15 protein-coding genes are annotated in these 18,064 nt (G+C 66.6%); 5 read left to right on the plus strand and 10 right to left on the minus strand.

What is annotated here, in order from left to right; genetic code table 11:
* Window positions 1–99: 99 nt before the first annotated feature.
* The 3 genes from AC1RLU_RS21240 to AC1RLU_RS21250 form a co-directional block, all read right to left on the minus strand.
* Entirely contained in the window at window positions 100–1,038 is a 939-nt protein-coding gene (locus AC1RLU_RS21240) for an aldo/keto reductase (protein WP_492798039.1), read from the minus strand.
* A 240-nt stretch (window positions 1,039–1,278) separates the two neighbouring features.
* Window positions 1,279–3,102, minus strand: coding sequence for a translational GTPase TypA (gene typA, locus AC1RLU_RS21245; RefSeq protein ID WP_492798040.1), 1,824 nt, complete (start codon window positions 3,100–3,102; stop codon window positions 1,279–1,281).
* 154 nt (window positions 3,103–3,256) lie between these two features.
* Window positions 3,257–4,558: a TAXI family TRAP transporter solute-binding subunit gene (locus tag AC1RLU_RS21250; RefSeq protein WP_492798042.1), complete on the minus strand. Its 1,302-nt coding sequence runs from the start codon at window positions 4,556–4,558 to the stop codon at window positions 3,257–3,259.
* 100 nt (window positions 4,559–4,658) lie between these two features.
* On the opposite strand from AC1RLU_RS21250, the gene AC1RLU_RS21255 reads away from it, so the two are divergent.
* The 3 genes from AC1RLU_RS21255 (at window position 4,659) to AC1RLU_RS21265 (ending at window position 8,552) form a co-directional block, all read left to right on the plus strand.
* A complete protein-coding gene (locus AC1RLU_RS21255; RefSeq protein WP_492798044.1) occupies window positions 4,659–5,342 on the plus strand; it encodes a phosphoribosylanthranilate isomerase in 684 nt (227 codons plus the stop codon).
* On the plus strand, window positions 5,339–6,556 hold the full coding sequence (trpB, locus tag AC1RLU_RS21260; protein ID WP_142114314.1) for a tryptophan synthase subunit beta: 1,218 nt from the start codon (window positions 5,339–5,341) through the stop codon (window positions 6,554–6,556). Before AC1RLU_RS21255 ends, trpB begins: the two co-directional genes overlap by 4 nt.
* A gap of 124 nt (window positions 6,557–6,680) precedes the next feature.
* Window positions 6,681–8,552: a glycosyltransferase family 2 protein gene (locus AC1RLU_RS21265; RefSeq protein ID WP_492798046.1), complete on the plus strand. Its 1,872-nt coding sequence runs from the start codon at window positions 6,681–6,683 to the stop codon at window positions 8,550–8,552.
* On the opposite strand, the gene AC1RLU_RS21270 is transcribed toward AC1RLU_RS21265, so the two are convergent.
* The 7 genes from AC1RLU_RS21270 to AC1RLU_RS21300 form a co-directional block, all read right to left on the minus strand.
* Window positions 8,543–9,139 carry an SCO family protein gene (locus AC1RLU_RS21270; protein WP_492798047.1) on the minus strand — a complete coding sequence of 199 codons (597 nt, stop codon included), beginning with the start codon at window positions 9,137–9,139 and terminating at the stop codon, window positions 8,543–8,545. The genes AC1RLU_RS21265 and AC1RLU_RS21270 overlap by 10 nt on opposite strands.
* A 31-nt stretch (window positions 9,140–9,170) precedes the next feature.
* Entirely contained in the window at window positions 9,171–9,347 is a 177-nt protein-coding gene (locus AC1RLU_RS21275) for a hypothetical protein (RefSeq protein ID WP_156407196.1), read from the minus strand.
* Between the two features lie 117 nt (window positions 9,348–9,464).
* Complete coding sequence (locus AC1RLU_RS21280; RefSeq protein WP_492798048.1) at window positions 9,465–10,898, minus strand: amidohydrolase family protein; 1,434 nt, start codon at window positions 10,896–10,898, stop codon at window positions 9,465–9,467.
* Window positions 10,899–10,968: 70 nt separating this feature from the next.
* On the minus strand, window positions 10,969–12,558 hold the full coding sequence (locus AC1RLU_RS21285; protein WP_492798049.1) for an ABC transporter substrate-binding protein: 1,590 nt from the start codon (window positions 12,556–12,558) through the stop codon (window positions 10,969–10,971).
* Window positions 12,559–12,599: 41 nt separating this feature from the next.
* Window positions 12,600–13,511, minus strand: coding sequence for an ABC transporter permease (locus AC1RLU_RS21290; protein ID WP_061970886.1), 912 nt, complete (start codon window positions 13,509–13,511; stop codon window positions 12,600–12,602).
* 11 nt (window positions 13,512–13,522) lie between these two features.
* Window positions 13,523–14,464 (minus strand): ABC transporter permease, encoded by a 942-nt coding sequence (locus AC1RLU_RS21295; protein WP_142114309.1) that lies wholly within the window; start codon window positions 14,462–14,464, stop codon window positions 13,523–13,525.
* Window positions 14,465–14,477: 13 nt separating this feature from the next.
* Entirely contained in the window at window positions 14,478–16,124 is a 1,647-nt protein-coding gene (locus AC1RLU_RS21300; protein WP_492798052.1) for an amidohydrolase, read from the minus strand.
* Between the two features lie 322 nt (window positions 16,125–16,446).
* Between AC1RLU_RS21300 and AC1RLU_RS21305 the strand changes: the two genes are divergently transcribed.
* Both AC1RLU_RS21305 and AC1RLU_RS21310 read left to right on the plus strand, forming a co-directional pair.
* Window positions 16,447–17,025, plus strand: coding sequence for a cupin domain-containing protein (locus AC1RLU_RS21305; protein WP_061970888.1), 579 nt, complete (start codon window positions 16,447–16,449; stop codon window positions 17,023–17,025).
* Window positions 17,026–17,157: 132 nt separating this feature from the next.
* Window positions 17,158–18,021 carry a helix-turn-helix transcriptional regulator gene (locus tag AC1RLU_RS21310; protein WP_142114307.1) on the plus strand — a complete coding sequence of 288 codons (864 nt, stop codon included), beginning with the start codon at window positions 17,158–17,160 and terminating at the stop codon, window positions 18,019–18,021.
* The last annotated feature ends 43 nt before the right edge of the window (window positions 18,022–18,064 follow it).

An 18,064-nucleotide genomic window follows, 5' to 3' on the forward strand; every position in this document is an offset into this window, starting at 1 on the left:
TTGTGGCGAGCATCCGCGTCTTGAACACGCGCACTTGACCCGCGAAGACGTGGATGGCCGGGACAAGCCCGGCCATGATGGCAATGGCTGCGCTTCCGACTACTTCGTGATCGTATCGATCTCCGCCAGATCCTCTGCCGTCAGCGCCCAGTCGGCGGCCTTGACGTTGGCGGCGACCTGCTCCGGCTTGGTCGCGCCGGCGATGACGCTCGACACCACCGGTCGCGCCGCCAGCCAGGAGAAGGCCAGTTCGACCAGCGTATGGCCGCGCTGCTCGGCGAAGGCGGTCAGCCCCTCGATCCGGCGCCAGTTATCCGCGCTGAAGATCTCGTCGGCGCGCTGCGGCAGCTTGCTCAGGCGCGCGCCTTCCGGCATCGCCGCGCCGCGCTTGTACTTGCCGGTGAGAGCGCCGTTGGCGAGCGGGAAATAGGGCAGCAGGCCCATGCCGTAATGCGCGATGGCCGGGATCAGGTCCGCCTCGGCGCCGCGCTTCAGCAGGCTGTACTCGTCTTGCGCCGAGGCGAAGCCGGGAATGCCGAGATCGCGCGCCGTCCACTGCGCATCCGCGACCTGCCAGGCGACGACGTTCGAGCAGCCGATATAGCGGACCTTGCCCTGGCGGACGAGGTCGTCCATGGCGCGCAGGGTCTCCTCGATCGGCGTCAGCGGGTCCGGCCGGTGGAGCTGATAGAGATCGAGCCAGTCGGTCTTGAGGCGCCGGAGCGAATCCTCGACCGCGTTCATGATGTAGCGGCGCGAACCGCCCTTCATCACGCCCTCAGTATCCATGTCCATGCCGAACTTGCTGGCGAGCACGATCTGCTTGCGGCGCGCGCCCAGCACCTCGCCCAAAGCCGTCTCGGAGCCGCCGCGCTCGCCATAGATGTCGGCGGTATCGAACAGGGTGATGCCATGCTCGATCGCGGCATCGACGACCTTGCGCGTCGCGTCGAGATCGATGCGGCCACCGAAATTGTTGCAGCCGAGCCCGACGAGCGAGACGCGCAGGCCGGAGCGGCCGAGATTGCGGAATTGCATGGTGGTGATCCTTCCCCTTTCGCATCGGACCGAAAAGTGGCCCCACTTTTCGGAAAAATCCGATGCGACAACATTTTGATCGATCATCGTGACCGCGTCCGGCCGGACGCGCGATGATCGAGAGGCGGGCAGAGGATCAGAGCGAACGGTCGAGGGCAATCGCCCAGTGCGTCATCCGCGGGCTGCGCTCAGCGCAGACCCGAAACGAAAATGCCCGGGCTCTCGCCCGGGCATCTGAACTCAGGCCACTTCGGCCTTCTGCTTCTGCGAGCGCTTGCGCTCGTTCGGGTCGAGGATGCCCTTGCGCAGGCGGATCGACTTCGGCGTGACCTCGACGAGCTCGTCGTCGTCGATCCAGGCGAGCGAACGCTCCAGCGTCATCCGGATCGGCGGGGTCAGGCGCACCGCCTCGTCCTTCGAGGTCGTGCGGATGTTGGTGAGCTTCTTGCCCTTGAGCACGTTCACCTCGAGATCGTTCTCGCGGGTGTGCTCGCCGACGATCATGCCCTGATAGACCTTCCAGCCCGGCTCGATCATCATCGGGCCGCGGTCTTCCAGATTCCAGAGAGCGTAGGCCACGGCTTCGCCGGTCTCCATCGCGATCAACACGCCGTTGCGACGCCCACCGATCTCGCCCTTGTAGGGCAGGTAGTCATGGAACAGCCGGTTCATGATCGCGGTGCCGCGCGTGTCGGTCAGCAACTCGCCCTGATAGCCGATCAGGCCGCGGGTCGGAGCGTGGAAGACCAGGCGCAGGCGATTGCCGCCGGACGGACGCATCTCCAGCATGTCGGCCTTGCGCTCTGACATCTTCTGCACGACGACGCCGGAATGCTCCTCGTCGACGTCGATCACGACCTCCTCGATCGGCTCCAGCAGCTGGCCGTCCTCGCCGCGCTTCAGCACGACGCGGGGGCGGGAGACGCCAAGCTCGAAGCCCTCGCGGCGCATCGTCTCGATCAGGATCGCGAGCTGCAATTCGCCACGGCCGGAGACGATGTAGCTGTCCTTGTCGGAGGCTTCCTCGATCTTCAGCGCGACATTACCCTCGGCCTCCTTGAACAGGCGGTCGCGGATGACGCGGGTGGTGACCTTGTCGCCCTCGGTGCCGGCGAGCGGGGAATCATTGACCATGAAGGTCATCGACACCGTCGGCGGATCGATCGGCTGCGCCTTGATCGGGGTGTCGACCGAGGGGTCGCAGAAGGTATCGGCGACGGAACCCTTCACGAGGCCCGCGATCGAGACGATGTCGCCGGCGACCGCTTCCTCGATCGGCTGACGCTCGAGGCCGCGGAAGGCCAGGATCTTCGAGATGCGGCCGGTCTCGACGGTCGAGCCGTCGCCGGAGAGCACCTTGATCGTCTGGTTCGGCTTGGCCGTGCCCGAGGTGACGCGGCCGGTGATGATGCGGCCGAGATAGGGATTGGCCTCCAGCAGCGTGCCGATCATGCGGAACGGGCCTTCCTCGACCTTGGGCTCCGGCACATGGGAGAGGATGAGATCGTACATCGGCGCGAGGCCGTTATCCTGCGGACCTTCCGGCGAATGGGCCATCCAGCCCTGCTTGCCCGAGCCGTAGAGGATCGGGAAGTCGAGCTGCTCGTCGGTGGCGTCGAGCGCGGCGAAGAGGTCGAAGACCTCGTTGATGACCTCGGTGGTGCGGGCGTCGGGCTTGTCGACCTTGTTGATCGCCACGATCGGACGAAGGCCGAGCTTCAGCGCCTTGGAGACCACGAACTTGGTCTGCGGCATCGGGCCCTCGGCCGCATCGACCAGCACGATGGCCGAGTCGACCATGTTCAGGATGCGCTCGACCTCGCCGCCGAAATCGGCGTGGCCTGGGGTGTCGACGATGTTGATGCGCGTATCCTTCCAGACGACCGAGGTCGCCTTGGCCAGGATGGTGATGCCGCGCTCCTTCTCGAGGTCGTTGGAATCCATCACACGCTCGATGACGCGCTGGTTGTCGCGGTAAGTGCCGGACTGCTGCAAAAGCTTGTCGACGAGCGTGGTCTTGCCATGGTCGACGTGCGCGATGATGGCGATGTTGCGCATGGACATGCGGGTCTGGGCCTTGCTTTCAAGGCCACGAGCCGGTCTGGAGCGATGCCCCGCCGGCGCAGCCTGTTTCACGTGAATCTGGAATTCGTTGCGCTGCACATAAACGCTGGCGGGCTTTTCGGCAACCGCAGACGCTGCCGAAAAGTAAATGCGTTCAAGCTTCCGCCAGCGCCCGCTGCCGTTCGGCGACGGCCCGGCCGACCTGATCGATGACGAGGCGATAGGCTGCGAGCGCCGCCGTATCGAGGTCACCCTTGGCATAGTCGGCCAATACGCGCGTCAGGATCTGGTCGGCCTCGCGGCCGAGCCGGGTCAGTTCGGCCTCGTCCTCGCAGGCGCGGATCACGGCCAGAAGCGCCAGCAATTCGTCGAGGCCCGACATGGCGCGCCGGCGCCGGTTGGCGCTCTCGCGCCCGAGCAGCGCGGCGCCGCCCGTGCCCACCGCCGAGAGCGCCATGGCCCCGATATAGAACCAGTCGCCATAGCGATCGAAGAAGGTCTCCTGCTCGCCATCGATATAGGCGGCGGCGCCCGAATGGACCGGCAGCGGCGCGTCCTTGTCGGTCGAGGGCGTCTCCAGCGCCTGCACGGCGGGCAGTTCCGCCGCCAGCGTCAGGCGCAGGCCGAGGATGTCCTTGGTCAGCTCACCGACGAGATTGTCGTCCAGGCTCTGCGCTGCGACGAGGCGCGAGGTGATCGCGATGGTCGGCAGGCTCTCGGCCGGGCGCGGCGGGTCGCCGCCGAGCGCGCCACGCACGATCTCGCCGGATTCGATCGCACGGTAATGCAAGGCGAGCGCATCGGCCTCGCGAACCGGGATCAGGACGGGATCGTTGCCCCAGGCTTCGCGCAAACGGCGCAGGCCGCCATTATTGGTATGGGAGCCGACGGCGCCGATCGAGAAGAAGACGTCGATGCGCTTCTCTCTCGCCACCGGCACGATCTCCTCCTGGGTCAGGCCGAGAATCTCGACCTCGTCTGGCCGGACCTCGTATTGCGCCAGCACCCGTTTCAGCAGCGCGACGTTGCCGGCAGGATTGCGGGCGACGCCGACCCTGCGGCCGCGCAGATCGGCGATACGGGTGATCGCGGTCTCGGCCCTGGTGATGAAGAAGGGATAGGTCCGGCGGGTGATCAGAACCGTATCGGCGGTCGAGGGCATGGCGATGTCGGCGCGCAGCATGGCGAGATCAGCCTGCCCGGCATCGATCCGCTTGGCGCTGTCCTCGGAACCTTCCGTCAGGACGAGCCGCAGGCGCACGGAGGCCTTGTCGCGGTTCAGGCCCTGCACGAAGGCCGCGGCCATGCGCGCATCCTCGGAGCCGAGCGGCCCGACGGCGAGGCGCAAGGTCCGCGGCTGGCCGACATAATAGAACGCCGCCGCGACGAGGCCGGAGACGGCGAGCAGCCCCGCCACCATCGCCAGCCCGCGCCTGCCCATGCCAAGCCGGATCAATCAACAGCCCCCTTGTTCGTCCATGCCAGCATGGCTTCCTTCGCCATCATGTCGCAAGTACGGCATGCACCGGCGAACGGACCGTGCTAAACGCCGGGCCATGTCCAATGGTTCGCCCTTCCTGATCAAGATCTGCGGTCTCTCGACGCCCGAGACGCTGGAGGCTGCGCTCGCGGCCGGCGCCGACATGATCGGGCTCAACTTCCATCCGAAAAGTCCGCGCTACGTCACGCTGGAGCGCGCGAAAGAACTGGCGGCGATCGCCCGCGGCAAGACGGAAATCGTCGCGCTCGTCGTCGACTGGAGCGAAGGGCAGGCAGCGGAGCTCGCCGAGGCGCTGAAGCCCGAGTGGTTCCAGTTCCACGGTCGCGAGACGCTCGAACAGACCGCCGCGCTGCGCCGCGCCGTCGGCCGGCCGGTGATGAAGGCGCTCGGCATCGCCACGGCGGAAGACCTGAAGGCCGTCGCCGGTTATCGCGATGCCGCCGATCTCATCCTGCTCGACGCCAAGCCGCCGAAGGACGCGGCCTTCCCCGGCGGGCATGGCAAGCCCTTCGACTGGGCGCTGCTCGCCGGCCTCGACCCTTCCCAGCGCTTCATGCTATCGGGCGGGCTCGATCCGGCCAATGTCGCTCATGCCATCGGCATAACCCGGCCGGCGGGCGTCGATGTCTCCTCGGGCGTCGAAAGTGCGCCGGGGATCAAGGATCCCGACCGGATCGCGAAATTCATCGCATCGGCCCGCAAGGCCGCGGCGGCACTGCAAGAAGGTTTGACGGCATGAACGCCCCCTCGACCCCGAACAGCTATCGCAACGGCCCCGACGAGAACGGCCGCTTCGGCCTGTTCGGCGGCCGCTTCGTCGCGGAAACGCTGATGCCGCTGATCCTGGAGTTGGAGGAGGCCTATAACGCGGCCAAGGCCGACCCGGCCTATCACGCCGAGATGACCGCCGGGCTGAAGCATTATGTCGGCCGGCCCTCGCCGCTCTATCTCGCCGAGCGGCTGACAGACCATTTCGGCGGCGCCAAGGTCTACCTGAAGCGCGAGGAGCTGAACCATACCGGCTCCCACAAGGTGAACAACGTGCTCGGCCAGATCCTGCTGGCACGGCGCATGGGCAAGAAGCGCATCATCGCCGAGACCGGCGCCGGCCAGCACGGCGTCGCCACCGCGACGCTCTGCGCCCGCTACGGGCTGGAGTGCATCGTCTACATGGGCGCGGTCGACGTCGCCCGGCAGGCGCCCAACGTCTTCCGCATGCAGATGCTCGGCGCCACCGTCGTCCCGGTCGAATCCGGCACCAAGACGCTGAAGGATGCGATGAACGAGGCCCTGCGCGACTGGGTGACCAATGTCGCGACGACCTTCTACTGCATCGGCACGGTCGCCGGCCCGCATCCCTATCCGGCGATGGTGCGCGACTTCCAGTCGATCATCGGCAAGGAAACCCGCGAGCAGATGCAGGAGGCCGAAGGCCGCCTTCCCGATTCGCTGATCGCCTGCATCGGCGGCGGCTCGAACGCGATGGGGCTGTTCCATCCCTTCCTCGACGACGCATCCGTCGAGATCTACGGCGTCGAGGCCGCCGGCCACGGCATCCCGAGCGGCCAGCATGCGGCCTCGCTGACCGGCGGACGCCCCGGCGTGCTGCACGGCAACCGCACCTTCCTGCTGATGGACGACGACGGCCAGATCAAGGACGCCCATTCGATCTCGGCCGGGCTCGACTATCCCGGCATCGGCCCGGAGCATTCCTGGCTGCACGATGTCGGCCGGGCGACCTATCTCTCGGCCACCGACGAGGAGGCGCTGGAGGCGTTCCAGCTCATCTCAAAGTTGGAAGGGATTATCCCGGCGCTGGAAAGCGCGCATGCGCTCGCCCGCGTCGCCGAGCTCGCCCCGCAGAAGCCGAAGGACCATCTGATGGTGGTCAATCTCTCCGGCCGCGGCGACAAGGACATCCCGCAGGTCGCGGAGATCCTGGCGGCGCGCTGACGCTCGCATGGACACCTAAAGTTCCAGGCACGCGGCTCTCGACTCTCTGCTCCATAGCAGCAACCATGGGTTGCTTCCGGCGCCTCCGCGCCGGGCATCGTCGCGTGGAGCGGGACCGGGGCCAATGGGGGGCAGCGGTAACGACGACCGTCCGATCGGGCGCGGGTCGGCCTCAGCCGGCCTGCCGATCGAACTCGCCTTCCTGACGCGGCATGGCCTGGCGCCCTCGCTTCTCGCGCGTGCGGCCGAAACATCCCGCCGCAACCGCAGCGAGCCCGCCCGCGAAGCGATCGCGCTCGGTCTGATCGGCGAAGCCGAGCTTTATCGCGCGCTCGCGGCCGAGCTGGGCCTCGCCTTCCTGCCGCAGCCGCCGCCCCTGCGACCCGGCGGCGGGCATGATGCGATCCTGCGGCAAGGCATCGCGCCGACCGTCGACGACAGGCGCTTTCGCTTCATCCTCGCGCCCGAGGGCCCGGCGCTGCGGCGGATGCTCGAAGCCGGGCCGCGCCATCGCGGCGATATCGCGGTGACGACACCGCGCCGCTTCGCCGGAGCCCTGCGCCAGAGCAATGCCGAGACCCTGGCGGAGCATACGGCCGGGCTCGACCCTGCCGGTCTCGCGCGGGAGAGCGCCCGCACCGGCGCCAGCCGCGGCCAGGTGATCGCAGCCGGCGGCGGTGTCGCCGCTGCCGCACTCGGCGGCGTCTTCGCCCCGCTCCAAACCTTCTTCGCGCTTGCGCTCCTGCTCGGCCCGTTCTTCCTCGGGCTCATCCTGCTGCGTCTTGCGGCGGCGATCGAACGCTCGGCGCCCGATCTCTGGCACAGCCATCGCTGGCGGATCGACGAATCCCGCCTGCCCGCCTACACCGTCGCGGTACCGCTCTACCGCGAGCTCCCTGTGCTCCGGCAATTGACGGATGCGCTCGGCGCCCTCGACTATCCCCCGGCCAAGCTCGATATCCGCCTGATGATCGAAGCCGACGATATCGGGATGCGCAGCACGCTGGCGCGGATGGCGCTGCCGCCGCATTTTTCCGTGACGGTCGTTCCGCCGGGCTTTCCGCGCACCAAGCCGCGTGCGCTCAACCTGGCGCTGCTCGAGGCACGCGGCACGTTCTTCACGATCTTCGACGCCGAGGACATTCCCGATCCGCAGCAACTGCGCATGGCGGCGGCGCGCTTCCTCGGTGGTCCGCAGGAGCTCGGCTGCCTGCAGGCCAGACTCGTGATCGACCATGCCGAGGAAGGCGTGCTTCCCGCCCTGTTCGCGCTGGAATATGCGGGGTTGTTCGATGTGCTCAATCCCGGCCTGCTGCAATTCCGGTTGCCGATCATGCTGGGTGGGACCTCGAACCATTTCCGCACCGAGGCGCTGCGCGCGGTCGGCGGCTGGGATGCCTGGAACGTGACGGAGGACGCCGATCTCGGCTTCAGGCTGGTGCGCGCCGGCTACCGCATCGGCGACCTGCCCTCGAACACCCGCGAGGAGGCGCCCATCACCATCCCGGCCTGGCTCAAGCAGCGCTCGCGCTGGATCAAGGGCTATATCCAGACGCTGGTGACGCATTCCCGCGCCCCTTTGCGCCTGATGCGCGAAGCCGGGATGGCTGCGACCTTCGCCTTCCTGTCGCTGGTCTTCGGCACCGTCGCCACGGCGCTCGGCTATCCCGCCTTCGCCGTCGCCGCGCTGATCGCCTATTGGGACGGCTCCCTGTTCGAGCCGGTGGGCACCGTCGCCACCCTGACTTCGACCATCGCGCTCGGCATCTGGATTCTGGGCAGCGTCGCGCTGTTCATGCCGCCGATCGTCGGCGCCCTGCGCCGGGGCGCTCCGGGCCTATTGCTGCTCGTGCCGCTGCTGCCGCTCTATTACGCGCTGGTCTCGGCGGCGGCCTGGATGGCGCTCTACGAGTATTTCAACCAACGTTTCGCCTGGAACAAGACGGAGCACGGGCTGGCGCACCGACCGGCGCCCATCGAAGCCAATCAGGAGTGACGCAGCCATTCCGCCGCCGCCTGCGCCGGAGGCTGCTCGATATTGAAGGCACCGACGAAACTGCCGTCCTTGCCCATCAGATAGACCAGGGCGGTATGGTCCATCGTGTAGTCGCCATCCTTGAGCGGCACCTTCTTGGCATAGGCGCGATAGGCCTTGATCACGGCATCGATGGCGGGACGATCGCCGCTCAGCCCGACGATGCGGGGATCGAAGGAGCCGAGATAGCTCTTCATCGCGTCCGGCGTGTCGCGCTCGGGATCGACCGTGATGAACAGGGCCTTGAGCCCCTTCGCCTTGGCGCCGTCACCGGCCGCCCGCAGTGCTTCCGATATCTCGAAAAGCTTGGTCGGGCAGATGTCGGGGCAATGGGTGAAACCGAAGAAGACCAGGAAGGGCGAGCCCTTCAGGTCGGTGTCGGAGAGCGGCTTGCCCTCCTGCGTCGTCAGCGTGAACGGGCCGCCGACGCTGGCCGTGCCGCTGCCACTGCCCTGGCGGCCCGGCGAGAAGGTCAGGATCGCGGCCGCAGCCAGCGCGAGCGCGCCGACGAGGAAGACGACGAGGGGGAGAACGAGTCGGCGGTTCACGAAAGACTTCCCGGGCAGGCGGCCGCAGCCGCTAGAAGCAAGCGACGATGGCGGCGATCAGGCCGTCGGTGAAGAGCCGGTCTCCCTCGCGCCACCAGAGCAGCAGGCCGGTGAGGAACAGGGCGAAGAAGCCTCCGCCGATCAGCATGAGGCCGAGACGGCTCGAAGAGCCGGCCTCCTTCTGCGTTGTCTCGTCTGCCTGCGACATGAGGCCAACCTATCGCCAGATCACGCCGCCCGGAAGCGGGCGCCGTGACGCAGGGTCTCACGATGCAGCGATGCGCCCCGGGTTGGGCACATCACGGAATTGGCCGGTGCCCCAGACTCACTTCACCGGGAAGGTCAGCGGCGAATAATCAGTAACCGGGCGCTTGATCCAGTCATTGCCGGGCGCTGCGGCTTCCGTCCGCTTCTGGCCTTCGTGGAGGCGCAGCGCGGCCGCCGGATAGTCCATGGTCAGGACGGTGCCGTCACGGACCACGAGCCTGCCGTCGACATAGACGCGGTCGACGGCCCGTTCGGCGGCGGCATAGACCATGCTGCGGACGGGGTCGCGGCGCGGCTGCATCATCGGGTGCTTGAGGTCGACCATGACGAGGTCGGCCTTGCAGCCTGCTTCCAGCCGCCCGATATCGTCGCGGCCGAGCGCAGCGGCGCCGGCCGTGGTCGCGGCCTCGAAGATGTCGGTGGTGGTGAGCGTGCGCGGGTTCTCCGCCATCATCCGGGCGACGTAGCCGACATGGCGCATCTCCTCGAGCATGTTGTGCGGATAGGTGTCGGTGCCCATGCCGATCCGGACGCCGGCGCGGCGATAGCGCCCGAAATCGTCGAGCGCGATGCCCCGGCGCATGAAGACCGTCGGACAATGGGCGACGATCGTGTCGGTCTCGGCCAGCAGCGCAAGATCGCGGCGGCTGTGCCAGGCGACGCGCGGGTAGTCGTCGAGGAAGATGCCGTGACCGACGATGCTGGTCGCGCCGAGCACGCCGAGCTTCTCCAGCCACTGGATCGGCGTCACGCCATGACGGCGGGTGATCTCGTGGAACTCGACCGTCGACTGGGCCGCATGGATCTGCCAGGGCAGGCCACGGCGCTTGGCTTCGGCAAAGCTGTCCTTGATGAGGCCTTCGCTGCAGGTGTCGATCTGCGCGGGGCAGACCATGCCGAAGAGACGGCCTGACGGATGCTTCTGCGCCTGCTCGATGACGTCGAATGCGGTCGCCATGGCCACGGCGCCAGCCTTCTCGTCCCACTCGTATTCGACGACATGGCCGTTCTTCGTGTACCAGCGGGCCGAGCGGAACATCGGCGAGACGCAGACGCGCAGACCGCTATTGGCGGCGAGATCGAGCCAGCCGGGATGGGCGACCGAGAGATCGGCGAGCGTGGTCACGCCGGAGAGCAGCAGTTCCGAATAGGCGACCTGCACGCAGTCCGGCACCGCCTCGGCATCGGGCCGCAGGATCGGCATGAACTCGTAGAGCGAGGAATTATAGAGCGCGGGCGAGCCGAGCTCGTCGAGGAAGCCCTTGTTCAGCGCCTCGCTCGAGGGATGCGAATGGATGTTGACGAGGCCGGGCATGACCATGCGGCCGCTGCCGTCGACGGTCTCGTCAGCCTGGCCCTCGTAGCGCGGCCCGACATAAAGCAGCGTGCCGTCCTCGAAGGCGACATCGGCACCATGCAGATAGACGTGCTGGCCGGCCTCGGCATCCCAGGCGACAACGATGTCGGCATTCTTGATGACCGTGATCGTCATGATGTTTCCCTTCCTCCCACAGGCATAGAAAAAGCGCCGCGCGGCTCACACCGCGCGGCGCCCAAGAAACTCAGCGCTTCAGCTTGAGATCGAGCCCCTTGTAGAGGCCGGCTCCATACAGGCCGTGGGCACGTACGCCCTCAACCCGGTCGGTCGCGACGACCCAGAGCGGCTGCGAAGACAGCGGCACCCAGACATTCGCCTCGGTGAGCTGGGTCTGGACCTCGGCCAGTGCCTGCTTGCGCTTGTCGGCGTCGGTGGCCATCGACGCAGCCTTGAGCAGTTCGTCCGTCTTGGGATTCTTCCAGTTCATCCGGTTCGGGGTCGGGGCCTGCTGGCTGCGGAAATAGAGGCTCATCGCCTCCGTCGCGGTCACATAAGGATAGGACATCAGGAAGGCGTCGAATTCCTGTGTCGCCAGCTTGCCCCAGGCGACGGTGGCGTCCCAGAGCTGGATCTTCATGTCGATGCCGACTTTTCGCAGATCGGCCTGCATCGCCTCGGAGATGCGCGGGTTGTCGCTGTTGCGGATGCCGTAGACGGTGAAGCTCGCCTTCTCGCCATCCTTCTCCCGGATGCCGTCGGCGCCCATCTTCCAGCCGGCGTCTTCCAGCAGCTTGGCGGCCGCTTTCGGATCGTGCTTCGGCATTATCTTGGCCGAATCTTTATCGTAGTCGACCACGGCGGGATTGAGCAGGGAGGGGAGGCTCCTGCCTTTGCCGAAATAGATCGCCTTGGCGATCGCTTCCTTGTCGACCGCCATATTGGCGGCCTCGCGGATCGCCTTGTCCTTTACCACCGGCTTGTCGACCTTGAAGCCCATGAAGACGTCGTAGATGTAGTTGTCCTGCCGCTGCACCGTCATGCCGGGGATACGCTGCATCGTGTCGAGCGCGATATAGGGCATGTAATAAGTCACGTCGGCCTGCTTGGCCTGGATCGCGGCCATCAGCGTGTTGGTCTCGGGAATGACCTTCCAGACGATGTCGTCAACCTGCGGCTTCGGATCCTTGTAGATCGGCGGGCCCCAGGAATAATGCGGGTTCTTCTTGAGCACGAGCTCCTGGCGCGGGGTCCATTTCGACCAGCAATAGGGGCCGGTGCCGTTGAAGCCCTGCACGCCGAAATTCGGACCGAGCTTCTCGACGGTCGCCTTGTCGACCACCGAGGCGAAGGAGAGCGCGAGCTGGAACATCAGGTCGCTATAGGGCTCTTTCAGTTCGTAGATCAGCGTGGAATCGCCGTCGGCACGGATGTCCTTGACCGGGCCGGCGCGGAAGGAGACCGGCGACTTGTTGGCCGGGTCGATCCAGCGCTTCAGTGAATAGACGACGTCGTCGATCGTCATCGGCCTACCGTCGCAGAACTTCACGTCCTTGCGGATCTTGAAGGTGTAGGTCAGGCCATCCGGCGAGATCGTCCAGCTCTCGGCGAGGCCGGGCTTGATCGTCTTCATGTCGAAATCGACCGTCACCAGCGTGTCGGCGAGCATGTACATGACCTCGGCCGCCGCCGTCGCGGTGGTCCGGATCGGATCGTAGTTGTCGGCGTCGATGACGCGCAGGATCGTGAGCGGCGCCTTCTGCTGGGCGACAGCCGGCACAGCCGCGAAGGCCGCGGCGGCCGCACCCGCGAGAAGCAGAGTTGACAGTTTCAGCATCGAGCAAATCCCCTTTGTCGCTTCTTGGTTGATATCCGCTGCTATTTGCGCAGCTTCGGATCGAGGGCGTCCCGCAGGGAATCGCCGAGCACGTTGAAGGCGAGCACCACCGCGAAGATCACCAGGCTCGGCAGAACCGAGACATGCGGCGCGAAGAACAGGAAGTTCCGCCCGTCCGCCGCCATGGCTCCAAGCTCCGCCGTCGGCGGCTGGGCGCCCAGGCCCAGGAAGGACAGCGCCGCACCGAGCAGGATGACCTGGCCGAAGCGCAGGGTGATGAAGACGAACATCGCCGAGAGGCAGTTCGGCAGGACATAGCCCAGGATGATGCGCAGATCGCTGAGACCGAGCGAGCGCGCCGCCTCGATATAGCCCTGCTGCAGCACGACCAGCGCCGACCCGCGGACCACGCGCGCCATCAGCGGCACAGTCGCGATCGTGAGCGCGATGATCACCGCCGGCAGGCCCGGCCCGAAGATCGCGGCGATGGCCAGGCCGAACAGGATCGCGGGGAAGGACAGCAGGATATCCATGAACCGCATCAGCACGCCCGAAGCCTTCGGATAATAGGCGGCGGAGAAGCCGATGATGCCGCCGATCGTGCAGCCGAAGACGACGGAGGCGAGGCCCATCAGCAAGCTCGTGCGCAGTCCGAAGAGCAGGCGCGTGATCATGTTGCGGCCCTGCCCGTCGGTGCCGAGCAGGCCCATCTCGCCCGGCGGCTTCAGCGTGTTGGCGAGGTCGTTGCCGAAGGGGTCGGTCGGCGCGAGCCAGGGCGCGAAGGCCGCGCAGAGGATGGCGAGGACGACGAGCGCCAGCGCGACGCAGGAGCCTGCATCGGAGAGCAGCATCCGGAACACGGTCTTCCGGCGGACGGGCGCGGCGGCGGCAACGCTGACGGCAGCTTCGACCGTCTTGGCGCCGGGCTGGAGCGCATCGCGTTCGAGCTTCATGGGAGAGCCCATCAGGTGCCCCTCACGCGCGGGTCGAGCACGGCATAGAGGACGTCCACCGCGAGATTGACCAGGATGAAGCCGAGCGAGAGCATGATGATCGTGCCCTGCGCCATCGGCAGGTCGCTGGACAGGATGGCGCCGACCGCGAGCCGGCCGATGCCCGGCCAGGAAAACACGGTTTCGGTGACGACGGCGCCGCCGAGCAGGAAGCCGATCTGCAGGCCGATCAGCGTGACGACCGGGACCAGCGCATTGCGCAGAGTGTGGCGCAGCACGACCGTGATCTCACCGAGGCCCTTGGCACGGGCGGTGCGTACATGGTCGGCGCCGAGTTCGTCGAGCACCGAGGTGCGGGTCATGCGGGCGACCGGGCCGACGAAGACGCCGCCGAGCGTGATCGCGGGCAGAATGATCCCCTGGATGCCCTCCCAGGTCCAGAGCGGGCCGGTGCGGCCGGTGAAGGGCAGGATCGGATAATAGAAGCCGAAGAGCCAGATCAGCCCGAGGCCGAGGAAGAAGACCGGCAGTGAGACACCGGCGACCGAGACCGCCATGATCGCGCGGTCGATCAGCGAGCCCCGATAATAGGCGCCGACCGTGCCGAGGAACATGCCGAGCGGGATCGCCCAGACCAGCGAGGCCAGCATCAATTCGAGCGTCGGGCCGATGGTGTTGCCGAGTTCCTGCGTGACCGGGACATTGTTGATGATGGAGACGCCGAGATCGCCCTGGGCCAGGCGCCCGATATAGATGGCGAACTGCTTCCAGAGCGGCTGGTTGAGCCCAAGCTCCTGGCGAATGGCCTCGACCACATCCTGCGTCGCCATCGGGCCGGCCCGGACCTGGGCCGGGTCCGTCGGCACCACTTGCATCAGCAGGAAGCCGATCAGCAGCACGCCGAACAGCACCGGCAGGACGAGAAGCAGCCTTTGCAGCGTATGCCGCAGCATGAAGGGCGCCTCCCTATTGCGCGGCGGCTGCGAGCTGGCCGTGGCGGTCGAAGACCACCGCGCCGCCAAGCAGGGTCAGGTCGCAACGCACGTCGTTCTCGACCTCACCGACAGGGATCGCGAAGATGTCGTGCGAGAGCACGGCGATGTCGGCGAGCTGGCCCGGAACGAGCCGGCCGACCCTGTCCTCGGCGAACTGGGTATAGGCGCCGAGCAGCGTATAGGCGTGCACCGCCTCCTCCATGCTCAGCTTCTCGGCACCGCCGATCTCGGTATGGCGCTTGGTCTGGCGGGTGACCATGGTGAAGAGGTTCTTGAACGGATCGGTGGCGCAGACCGGCGCATCCGAGCTCGCCGCCGCATGCAGGCCGCCATCGAGCCATTTGCGCATCGGATAGGAAGCGCCGGCACGCTCCTCGCCAAGATTGATCACGTAGAGATCGCCGAATTCGTAGATGAAGGCCGGCTGCGGCACCGGGTCGATGCCGGCAGCGGCCATGCGGGCGAGCTGACCGTCGGTGAGGAAGCCGCAATGCTCGATGCGGTGGCGGCGCCCCTTGATCGGGTGCTCGGGGCTGTCGGCCTTCTCCATGCCGGAGAGCACCTGCTCGATGGCGGCATCGCCGATCGCGTGGATGGCGAGCTGGTAGCCGAGCTCATGGTAGTGCCGGAGATAGCCGTGCATCGCCGCGTCGGAATAGATGAAGATGCCGCGATTATCGGGGTCGCCGACGAGGTAGGGCTCGCTCATCGCGGCAGTCAGGCCGCCGGCACTACCGTCACCGAAGACCTTCATCGCGCCATAGCGCAAAAGGCCGGTTTCGCGGCCGAAGCGGTAGCCCGCCGCATGGGCCTCGTCACCGATGCCGTCGGCGTTGCCGTAGATGCAGACCCAGGTGCGGACCGGCAGCGTGCCGGCGCGCGCGACCTCCTCATAGGCCTCGATCTCGGCCATACCGGCGCCCATGCCGACGCCGGCATCCATCACGCTGGTGAAGCCCTGCGCCAGCATGTAGTGCCCGGCCTTCTCGATCGCGGCCTTGAGCTCGGCGGCGCTCGGGCGCGGCATCGCCTGGACGATCAGGCGCATGGCGCTCTCTGCCAGCAGGCCGGTGAGCTTGTTGTCGCGACGCTCGATCAGGCCGCCATCGGGGCTCGGCGTGTTGTGGCCGATGCCGGCCGCCGCCATGGCCCGGCTGTTGACGACGCCGACATGGCCGCAGGTGCGCTTGATATAGACGGGATTGTCGGGCGAAACGCGGTCGAGTTCCTCCGCCGTCGGGTGGCGGGCCTCAGTGAGTTCGTTATGGTCGTAGCCACGACCGGTGACCCATTCGCCGGGCTTCTTGCCCTTGACCGCCACGGCGATGCGACGCAGGACCTCGTCGATGCTGTTGACGCCTTCCTCGGGGCGCAGATTGACCTCGCTCATGGCGAGACCGAGCGGCAGCAGATGCATATGCGCGTCGTTGAGGCCGGGAATGGCGACGCGGCCGGCGAGATCGACGACCTGGGTATCCGGTCCCTGGAGTGCGGCGATCTCGGCGGCCGAACCCGCAGCCAGCACCTTGCCTCCGCCGATCGCCAGGGCTTCCGCGAAGCCTTCCGCCAAGCCGCAGAAGATGCGGCCATTCAACAAAACGGTCTCGGCTTGCGTCATCGCCCGGATTACCCTGCTTTCCCTGTTGAATTCTCGCCGCGAGGCATTGGCGAGGCGATAGTCTTCGGCAAGCATCTCCCGTGCCATGAACGCGACAATGCGCGCCCATGCGGCCCTATCGTATCGAATGGGGGATTTAGTCTGGACGGTGTGCTTTTGACGCTAAAACTATGCCACTCCGCCTGTTCCCCATGACACTATTTTCTTATGGCTTTCCGGCAGCATTGCTCAGAATATTGAACATGGCAAGGGCCGCGCACAGGCGGGCCCTGCATGACGCGCAGGAAAGACAAGGCGCGCAGAATGGGGAAACGGAGCGACCATGAGCTTTGATGTCGGCGGAAGGCTGAAGGAAATCAGGCTGGCGGCCGGACTTTCCCAACGCGAGCTCGCGGCGCGCTCTGGCGTGACCCATAGCCTGATCTCGCTGATCGAGCAGAATCGCAACAGCCCGTCGGTCGCGTCGCTGCGCAAGATCCTCGACGGCATCCCGATGACCATGGTCAATTTTTTTGACGAGGCGCGAGCGCCGCGCGACAAGGTCTTCTTCGAGGCGCCGGACCTGCTCGACCTGACCTCGCGCCTGCACCAGGTCAATGGCGGCGAGAGCCGGGGACAGATGTCGTTCCGCCAGGTCGGGGATGCGCAGGCGCATAACCTGCAGATCCTGCACGAATCCTACGATCCCGGCGCCGATACCGGCATCGCCATGCTCAAGCACGATTCCCATGAAGGGGGGGTGGTGCTGTCGGGCGAACTGGAGGTCACGGTCGGCGACCAGATCAGGGTGCTCAAGCCGGGCGATGCCTATCTCTTCGACAGCCGCATTCCGCATCGCTACCGCAATATCGGGACGGAACGCTGCATCGTGGTCAGCGCCTGCACACCGCCCTATCTTTGAGACGACAGGAATCTGCGGCGCGATCAGCCTGCACCGCCTCGCCGCAGCAACCTTAGAATCCATTTAAACTATTGATATTATTTGATTTTACTCCCCGATTCGGATAAGGCTCGCCTCTTTCCAGAGGTCGAGATGCATATCGGTTCCAGCTCCGCACAGAGATCGGCCACGAGCCTGGAGCTGTTCTCGCGCAATCTCTCGCTCTCGGCCGGCACCTTCCTGATCCAGGAGGGCGAGCGGATCGTGGGCCCGATGCGGCCGGGGCTGAAGGTCGCCGTCATGCTCGAAGGGCGTCAGGCGCTCGAACTCGACGATCGCCCGGCCGTCGTCCTCGACGGACCGGCCATCCTCATCGCCGCCAATGGCGGCGAGCACATGCAGCAGCGCACCGGCCTTGCAGACGGCACCCTGCGCTGCGCGCTGATACAGTTCGACTTCGACTTCGTCGCGCGTGAATTCGGCCCCGACGTCGCAAAGGCCGCGCGCCTTGCCTGCTCCGACGGGGCGGGTTTCTGGGTGCGTCCGGCCGATGCTCCGATCCGGTCGCTGGCGCTGCAGATGGCGGAATGCCAGGTCGGGGAGGCGCTCCGCCCCCTCTATCTTGCCGGCAAGGCGCTGGAGCTCGGCGCGCTTGTGCTGGATCGGATGCTCGGCGAGCGCCCCACCCGCCCGGCCCGGCTCAACCCGCGCCTGCGCGAGCAGGTCCATGCCGCCCGCGACCGCCTGCTCGAAGCCCTGCGCGAGCCGCCCGGCCTGGCGGAGCTGGCGCGCGAAAGCGGCCTCAACCCGACCAAGCTGACCTCGGCCTTCCGGGCGGAATTCGGCGCCAGCGTCTTCGAGTACCTGCAGGAGCAGCGCCTGCAGCAGGCCTATGCGATGATCGCGAGCGGAGAGACCAGCATCGCCGTCGCCGCCTTCCAGGTCGGCTACAGCCCGGCCCATTTCTCCGGGCTGTTCCGCAAGCGTTTCGGCATCGCGCCCAGCGCGCTGCGCTGATTCCAGCGATGAATCCGCCGTCCCGCTCTTGCTTGGACGCGTT

The organism is Allobosea sp. GW822-FHT05A11 (genome assembly GCF_058800455.1).